Below are 16,793 nucleotides of genomic sequence, written 5' to 3' on the forward strand. Positions count from 1 at the left end.
CGCCTCCTTACCCTGTGATGTCCATGATGATATTAAGATACTCGTCGACAACAGCCTTGACGCCGGTCGGGACAACCGTGGTCGTATCGAGCTGCTCGATAATGGCAGGACCTGTCAAGTGGGCCCCTGCGACAAGTTTTTCCCTGTTGTAGACGGGGGTATCGACGAAGCCTCCGGCTTTTCCGAAATAGACCCTGCGGGTCTGCTCGGGGGTGGGGGTGCTGTTGGTGGTGATCTCATATCTGGCAAAACTCGGTTTGGGCACCTTGCCGATGGCGGTGATCCGCAATCCGTATATTTCAACCACCTGATCCGGGTTGGACCAGGAGAACTGTCTTTCATGTTCGTTATGGAAGATCTGCAGGGCCTGGTCAAGACTCTCGATCGGTTTTGGAATATTGACATTGAGGTTTCGCCACTGGCCAACGTAGCGAAGGTCCATATTCCTCACCAGTTCGATGTTTTCCCTGGACATTCCCTCTTTCTCGAGCATCTGGTAGGCTTCCTGTTCCAGCTCTGCAAAAACCTGCTCAATATCGGCAAGATCGGCATCGGTGGAATTTACCAGGTAGGTACGGGTGAGATCATGGCGCACGTCCACCTGCAGACATCCAAGGGCGGCGTGGACACCTGGATAACGGGGCACGATCACTTTCGGGATCTCGAGTTCCCGGGCGACATAGGCGGCGTGCAGAGGTCCGGCACCGCCAAAGGCAACCAGGGCAAAATCGCGGGGGTCGTATCCCTTGGTTACGGAAATAAGCCGAAGCGCATCACACATGTTTGCGTTGGCCAGCTCCAGCACAGCTGACGCGGCATCAATGGTGGTCATGTCAAAGGCGTCGGCAATCTTTTTCACCGCCTTCTCAGACGCCTCCTTGTTGAGCTGCATCCGGCCGTCAAGGAGGGTGGTGTTGAGCCTGCCGAGAACCAGGTTGGCATCGGTGTTGGTCGGCTTTTCCCCTCCGGCCTGATAACACGCGGGTCCGGGTACGGCGCCGGCACTTTCCGGCCCGTTTCTCAGCGAGCCGCCCTGGTCGATCCAGGCGACACTGCCCCCACCGGCCCCGATGGTGATAACCTCGATGCTGGGATAACGGATCGGATAGCCAAACTCCACCTCCCACTCCTTGCTCATACGCAGCTCACCTTCATAGGTCAACGAGACATCGCAGCTGGTCCCCCCCATATCCAGCCCCATGGCATTTTGAAAACCGCACATCTTCGCGGTCTGGTCCATGGCTATGGCGCCCGCGGCAATACCCGAACTGGCAACCCGCGAAGCATACTGGGCAACTGTCTCTGCCTTCATTACCCCGCCCCCGGAGTGGAGAACCAGGACATCGCCCCTGTACCCCATGCCTTCAAGACGCGAGGTCAGGTCGTTGAGATAATCCCCCACCACCGGCCCCAGCACCGCATTGGTAAGACAGGTGGAGAAACGCTCGTGTTCGAAGATTTCAGGCAACAGTTCATTGGATGTACATACGTATGCTCCCGGGATCTCTTCCTGCAAGATCTCCTTCATGCGCTGTTCGTTCACACCGCTCATATAGGCGTTCATGAAACAGACGGCTATGGCCTTCATTCCGCGTTTTTTCAGGATTTTTGCAACGCGTCTCGCTTCCTCATCGTTCAACGGGGTGACCATGGTACCGGCATAATCGACCCGTTCCTCAACTTCAAGCCTGTGGCGTCTTTTCACATACGGAGGAGCTACGTCTTTATAATGATCCCAGAGATCTTGCTTGGTCGAACGCCTTATCTCGACCACATCACGGAATCCTTTGGTACAGACCATGCCCGTCGGCGGTAATTCCCGGGTAATAAGAGCATTGGTGCCAACCGTTGTTCCGTGGGAGAACAGGTCTACATCCGGCATATGCACCCCCGCCGCCTCCATTCCGTTGGCTATCGCCCTGGATGGATTGTCCGGGGTAGAAGGAACCTTCTGTACCTGCACCTCACCGGTTTCTCCATTAAAGACGAAGATGTCGGTAAAAGTTCCACCCGTATCAACCGCTGTTCTGAATTTAGCCACTTTGCGTCCTCCTTTGAATTGATGGTTAACTCGCGTTAAATGGACACTGCTGACACTACTGGTCTGTTATATAGCAATGGCTGTTCCGGATGTGGAGTTTGCACAAAAATTTTATCAACAACCTGTTATCATGACATTTTTACATAACTCTTGCGCCAACCAAAAAGATCGGCCCAGATGACCTAAATGTCGCAAGGATTATAAGACAACGCAAAAAAACCAGTAAATTATGGACCTACGTGGTTGTTTTTTTTCAAATACGTCAGGAAAGACATGGCCGGACGACCAAACGACATAAATGTCATGACATCGACACGAGAGAATCGGCAGGAATGAGCAAAGATGACTTTTTAAAACAGGGTGACGGCCTGCACCAGAACTTTAAGTTCTGCCACTTCTACCGAACAAATTGAACCTGCGGCAACCGGGACGCCGGCCGGAGCAGACAACTTCTGGCAAAAGCCCCGGAACCGTTACAGCTGAAGCGTCATTCCCAGGGCTTATAGCGCGAGAAAAGAATAAAAGCAATACTATGCGCCGACCGGCACCTCGATAAAACTGAAGGTTGCAAAATCAAACAGACCTGAGTCGCTGATTTTTATCTGCGGAATAACAACCAGCGACAGAAACGAAAGCGCCAGCACCGGGTTGAACCTGCACTCGGGGGCGAGCTTTTCAAGCGCCTCATGCACCCTCTTGAGATCGTTTACAACCTCCTCGCCCTTCCTGGACGTTATAAGCCCCGATATTTCCAGTTTAAGCGAGGCCAGCACCTCTCCATCGTCGACCACCACAATCCCGCCTGCCATCTCGGCAAGGGCCGAAACGGCGGTCACCATGTCCGTTTCGCGCGCCCCCACCACAATAAGGTTATGGGAATCATGGGCAATGGTTGTGGCAATCGCCCCTTTTTTCAGGCGTAGCCCTTTGACAATGCCGGTTGCCATATGGCCGAGATTATTATGCCTTTCAATAACACAGACCTTGAGCTGATCGCGGTCGGTACTTATTCTGAACCGGCCGTCTTGCTGCTCTACTTCCTCGACCAGATGATTGGAAACGATGGTACCCGGAACTATCTCGATGATATTGGCCCGCGAGCAGCCTTTCATATCGATTTGCAGATCGTCTTCACCGACCTCGGGTAGTGTAACCGAGGTGAGCAGCTCTTTCGGAACCTGGTGGACATCCGGCTCGACACGTTTGAGAACCCGGCCTTTTTCAGCCACCAACGACCCGTTTTTATACACCTGGTCGATAACCAACCCTTCGAGGTCGGATACAATTGAGAAATCCGCTTTGTATCCCGGCGCAATCCCACCAATATTTCTTAAATTATAACATCTTGCCGTGTTGAGCGATGCCATCTGGATAGCCGTTGCCGGTTTTATCCCGTTGGCAATTGCCAGCCGGACGTTGCAATCGACCCCACCGTCCCGTACCAGCTCATCGAGATGCTTGTCATCGGTTGCAAAACAGAGCATCGGCGCATTGCCCGTGTTTATTGCCGGGACCATTTTCACCAGGTCCTTGCACACCGTTCCCTCCCTCACCAGGGTATAGATTCCCCGGCGAACACGGTCGATCAGCCCCTGACCGCTGTCGCATTCATGGTCGGTCCGGATGTTGGCCGTAGCGTAAGCGTTGAGCTGGTCAAGGGTAAATCCGGCCATATGCCCATCTATGGTGCGTCCAGCTTTTAAGGCATCGGCGATTTTTTCAAGCATCTCCGGATCAGCCTGGACAACGGCGGGAAGATTCATCACTTCGGCGAGGCCGGTCACCTCTTTATAGCCATATAACGGGTGCAGGTCCCTGGCATTGAGAACGCAGCCGGAATGCTCGAAAGCTGTCGCCGGAACGCAGGATGGCAGCATAATATAGAAATCCATTGCCACCCTGCGGCTGTTTTCTATAATAAATTCGATCCCGGCGACACCGCTGACATTGGCTATTTCATGGGGGTCGGCGATGACGGCGGTAACCCCGTGGGGCAGACAAGTGTTGCCGTATTCAACGGGGGTGACCAAGGCAGACTCGATATGGGCGTGGCCGTCGATAAATCCCGGAACAATGTATTTGCCACCTCCGTCCACCTCGGTCCTGCCCAGCCCCTGGTAATCGCCTATGCCGACGAATAGACCATCATGTACGGCGACGTCGGCGGTAAAGATATCCTGGGAGAAAACGTCGACAACGTTTATCCCCACAAATACCAGATCGGACTCAAGCTGTTTGGTCGCTGCAAAAATTCTCTCTTTTAGCATGTGGTTTGCCTCCTTTATATTGCCTATTGTACCTTTCAGACCGATCAATATCAAACACCCGGCCCGTGATCGGATTACCGCGACACCATACGGGAGACATGGGGCAATATCAACTGCCACAGTGATAATGGGTGCTATTGCTGAAAAAATATGGAATTATCCTCTGCAGGCAGTATACCCGTATCAGCGTCAGTTACCGGCCGCCGGGCCGTGACAGTAGACATCGGCAGACCGCCGTATAACAACGGATTCCCCCCAAGCTGAACTTTCATAAAAATGACCGTTTCCACCCATCCGCGAAAAATCTACGTGGAACTCACGACCCGCTGCAACCTGCAGTGCGCCATGTGCGTAAAGCACGCACCAGGCAGCTTTATTGCTGAAAAAGATATGGAGTTGTCGGTGTTTAAAAGACTTGCGCCCGCCCTTTCCAGGGCAGACAGCCTGATCTTAAATGGAATCGGCGAACCGCTACTGCACCATGATCTTGCCAGGATGATCCGGCTGGCCCGTAAAGGGATGGCGACCGGAGCAACGATCGGATTCCAGAGCAACGGCATCCTGCTTGACGCCGCTCTGGCTCGCGAGCTTACAGATGCGGGACTCGACACCATCTGCTTTTCCCTGGACAGCCTGGAAAGAGGTGGCTCTTGCGATTTTGTCCCTCAATCAGGGGGGCACTCTTTTACCGGAGTAAAACGGGCGCTGAAAAACCTGGATCGGGCGAAAGGACGTTGTCGAAGACCTCTGTCGATAGGTCTTGAGACAATACTGACCCGAGAAAATATAGAGGATTTGCCCGAACTCGTAAAGTGGGCCGGGGGTTACGGCGTCAATTACATAATCACCACCCATCTGATCCCATACGACAAGGCGACTGAAGAGAGCACCCTGTTCAACCCCAACTCCCGCACCGGGGTCGATCTTTACAGGAAGTACAGCGTATTATCCAGGGCAAGGGGAATCGACTTCACCAAGGCCGTCGCCCACTACCGGAAATATGTCGGCACCAGGTCAGACAGCCAATCGTTACAGCTCATCCGGGACATGACGACTGAAGCCAGAAGAAGAGATATCAGGCTGAATCTTGACAGCCTGTCTGAATGTCACGCGGGGCAGGAAAAAGATATTGCAGCCATTATGGCCGCAGCGAAAACTGTTGCAGCAACTCAAGGGATAGATATCGTGGTGCCACCCTTTCAATCCCTTGACGACAGATCCTGTCCCTTTTTGACCTCCGGGGCAACCTTTATTGCGCCAAGCGGCGATGTCATGCCGTGCCATTTTTTATGGCACACCTACTCGTGCCGGGTATTGAACGAGGATATTCACGTACAGAAGAGGGTATACGGCAATATACTGAAGCAGCCGCTGGAATCGGTCTGGCAGGAGCCCGATTATGTTGCATTCCGAAAAGAGGCCGGACAATACCAATATTCGTCCTGCTGGAACTGTTCCCAGGGTCCCTGCGGGACCCTGGTCAACGATGATCACAACTACGCCAATGACTGCTACGGCAGCAATGTTCCCTGCGGCCACTGTCACTGGAGCCTGGGCGGCGTCCACTGTCTGTAGGGGCGGCAGCTTTCAGCTTATTTTCTGCGCCCGCCAATATTATTTAATTTCTCCTGCCGGATTCCCCACGCCGTCTACTTCTCTGTTCTTCTCACGCAGGGCGTCCCGCACCAGGGCCTTGACAAGTGCTATCCCCATAAGGACGATGATTGCCGAAAACGGCAGGGCACCAACCAGCATCGCCGACTTGATGGCGTCCAGTCCGCCGGCAACGAGCAGCACGCCAATAACCGCGGTCAGAGCGCCCCCCCAGAAGATTATATGCGCCACCGCCTTTTTCCCGGCGTCGCCTCCAGACAGGATGGTGTTCAGGATAAGAACACCCGAGTCGGCGGAGGTGACAAGGTAAGTCAACAGGAGGATGGCCACCAGGCCGGTAAGCATCTTGAACACGCCGGAACCCACCATCAGCTTCAGGGCTGCGTAGAGCTGCCCCTCCTGCCCCGTTGCCAGGATAGAGCCGCCAGCGACTCCACTCAGCTCCAGGTTGATTGCGGTGCCGCCGACAAAAGTGAACCATATAAAACACATGAGAGAAGGTAAGACCATGGTGCCCATGATATATTCGCGTATGGTCCTGCCCCTGGATATTCTGGCAAAAAACAGCCCGACAAAAGGCGCAAACGCTATCCACCACGCCCAATAGAAAACCGTCCACCAGACCGACTGCCATTTGTACAGCGTCGCGGCAGGTTCGACATCGGAGGTTGGCCAATAGGTAAGCGCCTGGACAGGAAAGTTAATTATGTAGTCCCATATCCCAAGAAACAGGGATTTCAAGGCGACTCCGGGGGCGCCGAAAATCAGGAAGAACAGCAGCAGACCAAATGAAAGCACCATGTTAATGTTTGACAGCCACTTGATGCCCCTGTCAACACCGGAGGCGGCCGACAGTATCGATGCCCCCATGACCAACACCAGAGAAATCATCATCGCCGCCAGAGACGGAGAGCCTTCTGCGTTGACCATCCAGCTTGCACCAACCATGGAGTGCATTCCCGAAGCAAACATGGAGATACCGTAACCGATTGTAACAGCAATACCCAAAATGGTTGCAATAACAGCTGCTATATCGGCCAAATCCCCCAGGACCCCTTCCAGCCGCCTGCCAAACAGAGGAGCCAGGCCGGACCTGATAGTCAGGGGAAGACCACGATTATAGGAAAAAAAGGCGAGGGCAAGCCCGACCAGGCCGTAACATCCCCATGCGGTAAGCCCCCAGTGGAAAAATGCCCATTTGTAAACAGATCGCATAGTCTCGGCGGACTTGGGGGCCACCGCCCCGACAATGGTGTCGGGGTTACTGGCAAAGTGGTAGATCGGTTCCGCCGTTGAAAACACCAGCATGCCGATCCCGATACCCGCACCGAACATCATCGAAAACCAGGAAAAACTACTGAATTCCGGTTCCACATCCGGACCGCCGAGCCGCACCTTCCCGGTTGCCGGAAATAGCGCAAGGGCGAGGCATAGAAATACGATAAAAGCCATTGCGTAGATATACCAGGGACCGAAAGCCTCAAAAGACCAGCCGCGGATTTTCAGCAGCAGCGCGCCGGCCTGATCAGAAAAGACCGCTGCCCACAACACAAGCAGGATAATTATCGCCTTGGAACCGATCGTTGCGCCCTTGTTGAACCCTTGATAAAAACCTTCTTCGCCAACTTTTATCTCGAGATCAGTTAGTGGTGGTTTGATAGTCATACATTTCTCCTTAGAGCAAATTTACAACCTCCGCAGAAACAGACTCTTTTCCTGCGGCGATCCTGGTATTCAATGAACTTTCCTGTGAACCGGTCTTTCCCGAACATCTCTATAAAAAACACCCCGCGGCTCTGGGTTTGCCGGTTTTCCTTCCCATCCCTTGGCGTGACACCCCCTTTTTCTTCTGCACATTACTGGCGAATTACTAAAACGCCACTTTGATATCTCACAGATATATCATATGCAATATGCACACCATATAATGCAAAATCACCACACATACAATTATACTAACAATCCGGATAGTTACGAAAACAACCAGAGCAGAAAAAGACGGGACGGATAAAAAGACAAATTTTTTTGGTGGAAAACAGCAGCAAAAACAAAATTTTTTAACAAATTATTTTATCTCTGCTGCTTGTTTTGCTGGATAAAATCGGCCCGCTGGAGATTGAGCTTCTTCATTTTGTACTGCAGCGCCTGGGGTGATGAAAGATCAAGTATTTTTACCGCCCGCGCAATATTCCCATGGGACAGGGTCAGGGCGCGATGGATGATTACTTTCTCGGCATCGCGGTGCAGCTCGTCAAGCTTTGCAAGCGACAGCTGGTTGGCGGCCATATCGGTCCAGGCTCTGCCTTTTGCCAACCCATCTGGTCCCTGGGGCTGGCCTTCGACGGCTGTATCAAGCCCCCCGGGGGCGCCGTCCATGTTTCCGGACAAGCGGACCAGGTGATGGGGAAGGTGGTTTTTTTCTATCACTTTATCCCTGCCGACAAGATTCATGGCACCTTCGATGACGTGCTCGAGTTCCCTGACATTGCCCGGCCAGTGATATTTGCCGAAAAACTCCTGGACTTCGGCAGAAACTCCGGACACGTTTTTTCGCAACCGGGTGTTGAATTTTTCAACAAAATGGTACACCAGCCTCAAAAAGTCTTGATTTCTTTCCCTCAGCGGCGGCAGCTGTATAAAAACAACTCCCAGCCGGTAATAGAGGTCTCGGCGTAATCTGCCGTTTTGTATTTCTTCATGGGGATCTTTGTTGACCGAGCTGATAATTTTCAAATCGAGCTCTACTTCCCTGTGGGCGCCAATGCGCCGTACTTTTTTTTCCTGCAGAACCCGAAGCAATTTACTCTGCAGTGAAAGTGGCATGGAGTTGAGCTCATCGAGAAAAAGCGTTCCGCCGTTGGCCTGTTCAAAGAGGCCAGCTTTCTCGATGGCACCGGTAAACGCCCCCTTGGAGGTACCGAACAGGATTCCTTCAAGGAGGTTTTCAGGGATGGCAGAACAGTTGATCGGAACAAACGGGTTATTTCTTACCGAGCTGAAATTATGAATCGACTGGGCGAACAGTTCTTTTCCGGTACCGGTTTCGCCAACGATCAAAACCGATGAAGGGGACTCGGCCGCCATCTGGGCAATCCGGACGCTTTCCGACAAATCGGTACCTGCCCCGATTATATCGGCAAAGGAAAACCTGGTGCCGTTTTTCCTTGCCCTGCTGTCGATCCCTTTAGGCAGCGCTGTGGAAAAAATTTCCTGGGTCATCTGGTACTCTTTGGTAAAGCAGATGGCACCAACCAGTTCACCTCCGTCAAAGACAGGATACACATTGTTGATCGCATTGATCGCACGTCCCAGGTGGGTTCTGTAAAACATGGGTTTATTGAGAATCGGCCGTTTCTGCTGCAGACATATCATGGACAGGCTCTGCTCTTCGGTCAGATCGTAGAGTTCATACACGTACCTGCCCAGGGCATAGTCCTTGTCGATGTCATCGATCTTGCCCATCAGATCGTTGTAAAAAACAATCACGCCGAAACGGTCGGTAATGAGCACCCCTTCATGGAATCCGGCAAAAATCGTTGAATAATCAAATCGTTCAAAATCACCGCTGTCGTAGAACTTCGTGCCTTCCATAGATCCGGTCCCCCCCTCCTGCTTTACCCCTGGCCGCCTGAAGTACAATCGATTACAGCTTCTGCCTTTACCCAAAAGTGAACAGCAATCCAGCGGCTGCTACATGATATCAGGAGAATATTCAAAAATGTTGCGAACCCGGTTGAGATCGGCGAAAATCACCTGTTTTCGATAATTTTCTGCCTTGTCTAAATTTTTATCCCTAAATGTTTCAACAGAGCGACTCATATATTCGATTTCGTCTTCAACCAGCAGATCAAAATCCATTTTGTCGAAAATGAAATGCCATAATCGCTGGGTCTGGAAGTAGAGTAGATCGGATATGTTTCTCAATGAATCGTTGTTCACGACCTCATGCATAACCTCCCGGAAGTTCATATCCACCTCAAGAAGCGTGCGGCGGCTCCTGGTCTTCATGATGGTTTCACACCTCTGCTGCACCGCCTCCAGTTTCGACAGGTAGAAATCGTTTATCCTGGCAGCGGTCAATCTGCCGAGCAACCCCTCGAGCGGTGCACGGGTCTGAAACACCTCTCTTAGCTGGTTGAATTCGACCTCTGCTACCATTATCCCCGCACGTGGAATAATCGACACCAGTTTTTCCCATTCCAGCCGCAGCAACACTTCCCTGACAGGAGTCCTGGAGACACCAAACTCCGCGGCCATCTGTTTTTCATTCAGAGGCTGTCCCGGCTCATAGTCGAAGAAGAGAATGCGCTGTTTAATGGTCTGGTAAATTGAAAAATTCATGAAGGTTTTATATAAAGAGGTTTTAGAGTTCGTGGCGAGACGTCTGATATGTATTATATTAATGATATATCAACGATGCAAGACTGAACTGTGAATAATTACCGAATTCGGACCTGATTGTTCTCATGAGCAAACAAGAGGAAGTAAAAATGATCCCACCCCTACTGCAGGACCTGTTCCCGGACATCGACCCGGCTTCGACACCATTCCTTTCTTTTCTTGAACAGTTTCATGAAGGAGTCGTGATCGCAGACTGCCAGGGAAAGATACTGTACGTAAACGATGCCCAGTCACACATCGACGACCTCCCGGCCGACAAACTGATCGGCAGATTCGTAACCGACATATACCGGGTCGACAACGACGACACTCCAGTTATCAAGTGCGTGCAGACCGACCGGGCCGTTCTTAATTTTACCTGCTACTACCGCACCCGCCTCGGCAAGATAGTCAACTCCATCCACAACGTCTACCCGCTGCGATCAAAGGACAAGATGATCGGTGTGATCTGTTTTGTAAGGGACTACTCCACCGCCCGCAACTCTTTTGAGGAAATTTACCAGCCAGACGCGCCCAAAAAGATCAGGACCTTCGACACTCCCGCGCCACTCCACCGGGACAAAAATCTCGACAACGGTACCCGGTTCACGTTCAAGGACCTCATCGGCAACTCTGCGGAGCTGGTAAAGGCGGTCTCCGCCGCCCGGATCGCCTCCGACTCACCTTCATCGGTGATGCTCAACGGCGAAACCGGCACCGGCAAGGAGCTTTTGGCCCAGTCCATCCACAACAACAGTCCCAGGAAAAGCCGGCAGTTTGTCGCCATCAACTGTGCAGCAATCCCCGAACATCTCCTGGAAGGCATACTGTTCGGCACCTCCAAGGGCGCATTCACCGGCGCCCTGGACAAACCCGGAATTTTTGAACAAGCCGACGGAGGAACCCTGTTTCTCGACGAGATCAACTCCATGCCCCTGGGACTGCAGGCCAAGCTGCTGAGGGTTATCCAGGAACGGAAGATCCGGCGCATCGGCTCCCTGAGGGAAATCGACATGAACATCAGGATAATAAGTTCAGTGAACGAGGACCCCCACCTGGCGGTCAGCCGGGGAGCCCTGCGCAAAGATCTGCTCTACCGCATCGGAGTCCTGATAATCCGCATTCCGCCCTTGAGGGAGCGGATGGAGGACCTGGAAAAGCTGATCCGCCATTTTCTCTATAAATACAACCTGGTGCTGAACAAGAACATCAATGCCATCTCCGCCGATGTAATGGACCTTTTTCATAATTACCAGTGGCCGGGCAACGTCCGCGAACTCGAACATGTCATTGAAGGGGCGGTCAATCTGGCAAGAGACAAAACCGTGATAGAGATCCGTCACCTGCCCACCATTATCTGGCAGGCCGATGACGACCTTAAGAGGTCGTCGAAGACATCTTTTCCGCCGGCGAAAACAGTCGGCAACACCACCGCTTCCGGCGAACCCCTCAATGTCATCTTCCCCTCGGATAGTGCGCAGGAGGATGTCCAGGTATCATCCCTTGTAAAAATTCAGGCGCAAAACGAAATCAGGACAATAAAAAAGGCGCTTACCCTCTTTCAGGGAAACGTATCGAGGGCGGCCAAAAAACTTGACCTGTCGCCGCAGCTGCTCCACTACAAGATGAAGAAGTACAATATCGCAAGAAAGGACTTTATTCCGTAACAGCGGATGCGAGGTGGTCGGCGGTAACCCGGACCCAGCCCAGGTTACTGCCAGAAATCCTTTAATACCAGATTGTTGCGATGGATTATTTCATCGTAGTGTTTGCCGCCGAGACAGGCCTTTATCTGAAAAGTCTTCAACCCCTTTATCAGGTCGATATCTGACGAACTGTAATTGACCAGCCCAACGCCGATCACTTCATTTTCAACGGTCCGGAAATCTACGGCGGCACCCTGCTCGAATTTGCCCTTGACCGCCACAACTCCGATGGGCAACAGACTTTTCCCGTTTGTCTTGACGGCACGAACCGCCCCCTCGTCAATCACCACGCTCCCCTTGGGGGCGAGGGTGTGGGCGATCCAGCATTTTCTGCTGGCCATCTTGACCTCCTTCGGCACGAAGTATGTTCCGACATCCTCTCCCTGAAAAAGCCGTACCAGAATATCGTCCCTGTTTCCCCTGGCCACGATCATCGGGATTCCAGCAGAAGTAACTTTCTGCGCCGCCTGGACCTTACTGAGCATTCCGCCGGTGCCGAGAGTACCTGGGATACCGCTTGCCAGTTCTTCGGTTTCTTTCTGGATCTGCTCGATCTTGGGGAGCAGCCTGGCATCGTCAAACTGACGGGGATCCTTATCGTACAAGCCGTCAATATCGGTCAGGATGAACAGGAAATCTGCATCCATCAGCAGAGCGATCATGGCCGCCAGGTTGTCATTGTCCCCCAGTTTGATTTCTTCAACCGTGATGGTGTCGTTTTCGTTGACTATGGGGATGATTTTCCAGTCGATAAGAGTATGCAGCGTATTTCTCGCGTTAAGATAACGCTGCCGGTTGTTCAGGTCATCCCCGGTCAGCAGGATCTGGGCTATTTTCCTGCCATAGGCCGCGAAACTTTTTTCATAGGCGTTCATGACCCCGCTCTGGCCTATGGCCGAAATAGCCTGACGCTTGGGGATCTCTTCCGGCCTGCGTTTGAGCATCATTTTCCGCATTCCGGCAGCCATGGCACCAGACGACACCAGAATCACCTCGATTCCCTGGTTCATCAGGAAATCGATCTGGCGCGAAATCGCATCGATAACCTTCAGGTCGAGCCCGTTCTTTGCGGTTATCACATTACTGCCCAGTTTGACCACTATCCTTTTGGCGTTTTTCAAGCGTTGTTTTGGCATAAAAAGCCTCGTAAAAAATATCCAGAACGTCACTGCACCACAGCAGCCGTCATTTTTTCTTTATTTCCAGCCAGGTTGTTGTTTTCGGCAGCCCCCAGGCTCCAACCAACCAGCCCGATTTCCCCGCCTCTGCATCACCACGCACATTATTAAGGCAACCCGCAACAATTGCAATCATCTTTTCAAATGACGACCGGAGTGCGACATTTATTTCCGCATTTATCCACCATCATTTCAACCCGGCCCCACCGGTCCGGTTTTTTTTACCTAAAAGGGTGTGTCGTTTTTTCCAACACTTTCAAACAGTTCAGCCGGACGGCTGATACATCAGACTTTTTTGCATGTTTTTTAGCTTGACTACACATGTATATCAAATGTATATTGGTCACATATCAACGCAACACCGGTATACAACAACCAATCCATCATCTTTTAACAAAAAAAATATGAGCACACCGAACGTCTACCGGGATCTGAAAAAGCAGATCATCTTGCTGGACTATAAACCCGGAGCGGTAATCCGCGAAAAAGAAGTGATGGAGAAATTCGGCGTCAGCCGCACCCCGGTCAGGGAAGCACTGATGCGGCTGGAGATGGATGGATTGGTCCGCATCATTCCAAATGTAGGAACTTTTGCAGAGGACGTGAGTTTCCAGCAGCTCAAGGACGTGCTCGAGACTTACGACTATCTCGTCAGATTGTCGGGAACGCTTGCAGCCGAACGCATTACCGAAAAAGAACTCGACGAGATCCGCAAGCGTATATCCGCAATGAAGCAGAGTCAGGACGCCAAGGTGCTGATGCGGCTGGACGGGGAGATTCACCAGATAATCAACGATTCCACCAAGAATAAGGTGCTGATAAAGATCCTGAGCGGACTCTACGACCAGTCAATGAGAATCTGGGTATTCGCCGGAGCAGAGGGCGAATACTGGAAAAATCTTGAAAACCAGTTCGTAAATATCGTGAACGCGCTGGAACAGCGTGACGGGGAAATGACCGCTCGACTTCTGGAAGAACACACGAACGATTTCGTGGAACATATAAGAAGTCAGCTGGCATTCTAAATTCAACAGCTAACCATCAAATCAAACAGAGAGGCCTGTAATGAGTCAGTTTCCGAAGCAAGCGAAAGTAGTCATCATAGGTGCCGGTATCGTCGGCAATTGCGTAGCGGGTCACCTAGCGGAAAGAGGCTGGAAAAACATGGTGTTGATTGACAAGGGTCCACTGCCTAATCCCGGCGGATCCACCGGTCACGCATCCAACTTCATCTTTCCAGTGGATAACGGCAAGCCGTTGACCCAGCTTACCATGGACAGTAAGCGCCAATATGGGGAGCTTGGTGTTGAACGTATCTGTGGCGGAATAGAGGTGGCCAGGACAGAGGCGAGCGTTGCTGACACGAAACGCAGGATAGCTTCTTCCAAATGCTGGGGAATAGACTCACAGCTGCTTGACGTCGACGGCTGCGTCGAACTCTTTCCGTGGCTCAACAGAGACAAAATCAAAGGTGGTTTCTATACGCCTTCGGTAAGTGTTGTCGACTCCCTGCGTGCAGGCACGATTATGCGTGAAAAAGCACAGGATATGGGAGCCCTCTCTGTGTTTGCGAACACCGAGGTCCTGGACGTTGATGTTGAAGATGGAAAAATTAAAGGGGTCAAGACCGACCGCGGGGATATTGAAGCTGAGTATGTAATCATCTGCTGTGGTGTCTGGAGCCCTCGCATCGGCGAAATGGCCGGCGTGCAAATTCCACTGGCACCGGTTGTTCACCAGATGATTGATGCCGGCCCAATTCCGCAGCTGGCCCATGTCAAAGGAGAGATCGGATATCCCATTATCAGGGATATGAGCGTAAAGATGTATGAGCGCCAGACCTCTGGCACCATGGAAGTTGGTTCCTATGCCCACCGCTCGATTTTAATCGACCCCGATGATATCCCGTCAAACGAGCAGGCCAAACTCTCGCCCACCGAGCTGCCTTTCACCAGCGAAGATTTTGAGCCACAGCTCGAAGACGCGCTGGAACTGATGCCGGAGCTTCTCGACAACGATAAGGTTGAAATCCAGTACGCCATCAATGGGCTTATCTCCCTCACTCCGGACGGCGAGCCGTTGATCGGTGAAACACCTGAGGTCAAGAACCTCTGGGTTGCAGCGGCAATCTGGATTAAAGAAGGACCGGGTGCAGCTCGAATGCTGGCCGAATGGATGACCGATGGGGCCCCTGAACTGGATCCCAACCATGTGGATATCGCCAGGTTTTACCCATACGCCGGGACCAAGAAATTCGTATGGGATCGCGCCACCGAAGGATTTCCGAAACTTTACGATATCGTTCATCCCCACGAGCAATATCTCGATTCCCGAAATATCCGCCTGAGTCCTTTTCATTCAAGGACCAAGGAACTGGGCGCCGTATACTTCGAAACCGCCGGCTGGGAACGCCCCCAATGGTACGAAAGCAACAAAACTCTCCTCGAGGAATATGCGGACAGGCTCGTTGAGCGAACCAACGAGTGGGACTCACGCTGGTGGTCACCAATCATTGACGCGGAAAATATCGCCCTCCGCGAAAGGGTCGCCATGACCGACTTGAGCGCCTTTACCATTTTTGACATCGTTGGACCAGGCGCCCTGGACGTCGTACAGAAGGTGGCTGTCTCGCAGATGGACAACAAGGTTGGCAAGGCGTGCTACACTCTTTTATTGAACCACAAGGGTGGAATCCGCAGCGACCTTATCATAGCAAGAACCGGCAAGGACTCCTTCCGTGTCATCACCGGCGGCGGCCATGGCAGTGTAGACAAGAAATGGTTCAGCGATCACCTCCCTGAAGATGGAACCGTCCAGCTGCACGACCAGACTTCAGCTCTGGGCACCGTGGGCGTCTGGGGGCCGTCAGCCAGGGACCTGCTCGAATCTGTCACCGACGACGACATCTCCAATGAAGATTTTCCCTATGCCACCGTCAAGAAGTTTCGCATTAAGGATATCCCGGTGTGGGCACTGAGAATGTCCTATGTCGGTGAATATGGATGGGAACTTTATACAAATGCCGAGCATGGTCCTAAACTGTGGGACATTCTCTGGGAAGCCGGGCAGAAATACCGTGTTGTTCCTGTAGGCATCGGGGTTTACGGAACAAACGCCCGTCTGGAAAAAAGCTTCCGTCTCTTCGGCAACGAACTGGACACCGAGTACAACCCGGTCGAAGCCGGAATGGCGCTGCCAAGGGTCAAGGCACAGGACTTCATTGGTAAAGAGGCGTACCTCAAGGCACGCGATGAGGATCCCACAACTCTTCTGTGCACCCTCACCGTCGATGACCACACCGACTCCAAGGGAGAGAAGCGCTATATGGTAGGGAACTTCCCGGTGCTGACCGAGGACGGTGAATCCATCGTAGACGCAAAAGGCCGGCCGGCTTATGTCGCTAGTTGCGGCTATGGTGCTGTTGTCGGAAAATATATCCTCATGGCATACCTGCCGCCCGAGTACGCCAAGGCCGGAAATAAACTCAAGGTAGAATACTTCTGCGAGCATTTCCCCGTGACAGTTGACATCGTTGGCGCCGCGCCGCTCTATGACCCGAAGCACGAGCGTCTGAAAGGCTGAAAATGGCAAGAGAAAACCCATGACA

10 protein-coding genes are annotated in these 16,793 nt (G+C 52.3%); 4 read left to right on the forward strand and 6 right to left on the reverse strand.

What is annotated here, in order from left to right:
* Positions 1-7: 7 nt before the first annotated feature.
* Both BLQ17_RS16620 and ade read right to left on the reverse strand, forming a co-directional pair.
* The gene (locus tag BLQ17_RS16620; RefSeq protein ID WP_092224884.1) at positions 8-2,041 is read right to left on the reverse strand and encodes a hydantoinase/oxoprolinase family protein; all 2,034 of its coding nucleotides are present in this window, start codon (positions 2,039-2,041) and stop codon (positions 8-10) included.
* 530 nt (positions 2,042-2,571) lie between these two features.
* Positions 2,572-4,308 carry an adenine deaminase gene (ade, locus tag BLQ17_RS16625; RefSeq protein WP_092224885.1) on the reverse strand — a complete coding sequence of 579 codons (1,737 nt, stop codon included), beginning with the start codon at positions 4,306-4,308 and terminating at the stop codon, positions 2,572-2,574.
* Positions 4,309-4,584: 276 nt separating this feature from the next.
* On the opposite strand from ade, the gene BLQ17_RS16630 reads away from it, so the two are divergent.
* The gene (locus BLQ17_RS16630; protein WP_092224887.1) at positions 4,585-5,883 is read left to right on the forward strand and encodes a radical SAM/SPASM family putative metalloenzyme maturase; all 1,299 of its coding nucleotides are present in this window, start codon (positions 4,585-4,587) and stop codon (positions 5,881-5,883) included.
* A gap of 39 nt (positions 5,884-5,922) precedes the next feature.
* Here BLQ17_RS16630 and BLQ17_RS16635 read toward each other — a convergent pair whose 3' ends face one another.
* From BLQ17_RS16635 to BLQ17_RS16645, 3 genes are all read right to left on the reverse strand, one after another.
* Positions 5,923-7,587, reverse strand: coding sequence for a BCCT family transporter (locus BLQ17_RS16635; protein WP_092224889.1), 1,665 nt, complete (start codon positions 7,585-7,587; stop codon positions 5,923-5,925).
* 405 nt (positions 7,588-7,992) lie between these two features.
* Positions 7,993-9,513, reverse strand: a complete 1,521-nt coding sequence (locus BLQ17_RS16640; RefSeq protein WP_092224891.1) for a sigma-54 interaction domain-containing protein — start codon at positions 9,511-9,513, stop codon at positions 7,993-7,995.
* Positions 9,514-9,612: 99 nt separating this feature from the next.
* Positions 9,613-10,263 carry a GntR family transcriptional regulator gene (locus tag BLQ17_RS16645; RefSeq protein ID WP_092224893.1) on the reverse strand — a complete coding sequence of 217 codons (651 nt, stop codon included), beginning with the start codon at positions 10,261-10,263 and terminating at the stop codon, positions 9,613-9,615.
* Between the two features lie 149 nt (positions 10,264-10,412).
* On the opposite strand from BLQ17_RS16645, the gene BLQ17_RS16650 reads away from it, so the two are divergent.
* A complete protein-coding gene (locus tag BLQ17_RS16650; RefSeq protein WP_092224895.1) occupies positions 10,413-11,969 on the forward strand; it encodes a sigma-54 interaction domain-containing protein in 1,557 nt (518 codons plus the stop codon).
* Between the two features lie 44 nt (positions 11,970-12,013).
* On the opposite strand, the gene proB is transcribed toward BLQ17_RS16650, so the two are convergent.
* On the reverse strand, positions 12,014-13,144 hold the full coding sequence (proB, locus tag BLQ17_RS16655) for a glutamate 5-kinase (protein ID WP_092224939.1): 1,131 nt from the start codon (positions 13,142-13,144) through the stop codon (positions 12,014-12,016).
* A 446-nt stretch (positions 13,145-13,590) separates the two neighbouring features.
* Here proB and BLQ17_RS16660 point away from each other — a divergent pair, with 446 nt between their 5' ends.
* Both BLQ17_RS16660 and BLQ17_RS16665 read left to right on the forward strand, forming a co-directional pair.
* Complete coding sequence (locus tag BLQ17_RS16660) at positions 13,591-14,211, forward strand: GntR family transcriptional regulator (protein WP_176761278.1); 621 nt, start codon at positions 13,591-13,593, stop codon at positions 14,209-14,211.
* A 40-nt stretch (positions 14,212-14,251) separates the two neighbouring features.
* Positions 14,252-16,768, forward strand: coding sequence for a GcvT family protein (locus BLQ17_RS16665; protein ID WP_092224899.1), 2,517 nt, complete (start codon positions 14,252-14,254; stop codon positions 16,766-16,768).
* Positions 16,769-16,793: the final 25 nt, after the last annotated feature.

The organism is Desulforhopalus singaporensis (assembly GCF_900104445.1).
Taxonomy (GTDB): Bacteria; Desulfobacterota; Desulfobulbia; order Desulfobulbales; family Desulfocapsaceae; genus Desulforhopalus_A; species Desulforhopalus_A singaporensis.

Coding starts and splice junctions, on each gene's coding strand:
- BLQ17_RS16650 (WP_092224895.1), top strand. CDS start 10,413: ATGATCCCACCCCTACTGCAGGACCTGTTCCCGGACATCGACCCGGCT.
- BLQ17_RS16660 (WP_176761278.1), top strand. CDS start 13,591: ATGAGCACACCGAACGTCTACCGGGATCTGAAAAAGCAGATCATCTTG.
- ade (WP_092224885.1), bottom strand. CDS start 4,308: ATGCTAAAAGAGAGAATTTTTGCAGCGACCAAACAGCTTGAGTCCGAT.
- proB (WP_092224939.1), bottom strand. CDS start 13,144: ATGCCAAAACAACGCTTGAAAAACGCCAAAAGGATAGTGGTCAAACTG.
- BLQ17_RS16630 (WP_092224887.1), top strand. CDS start 4,585: ATGACCGTTTCCACCCATCCGCGAAAAATCTACGTGGAACTCACGACC.
- BLQ17_RS16635 (WP_092224889.1), bottom strand. CDS start 7,587: ATGACTATCAAACCACCACTAACTGATCTCGAGATAAAAGTTGGCGAA.
- BLQ17_RS16640 (WP_092224891.1), bottom strand. CDS start 9,513: ATGGAAGGCACGAAGTTCTACGACAGCGGTGATTTTGAACGATTTGAT.
- BLQ17_RS16665 (WP_092224899.1), top strand. CDS start 14,252: ATGAGTCAGTTTCCGAAGCAAGCGAAAGTAGTCATCATAGGTGCCGGT.
- BLQ17_RS16645 (WP_092224893.1), bottom strand. CDS start 10,263: ATGAATTTTTCAATTTACCAGACCATTAAACAGCGCATTCTCTTCTTC.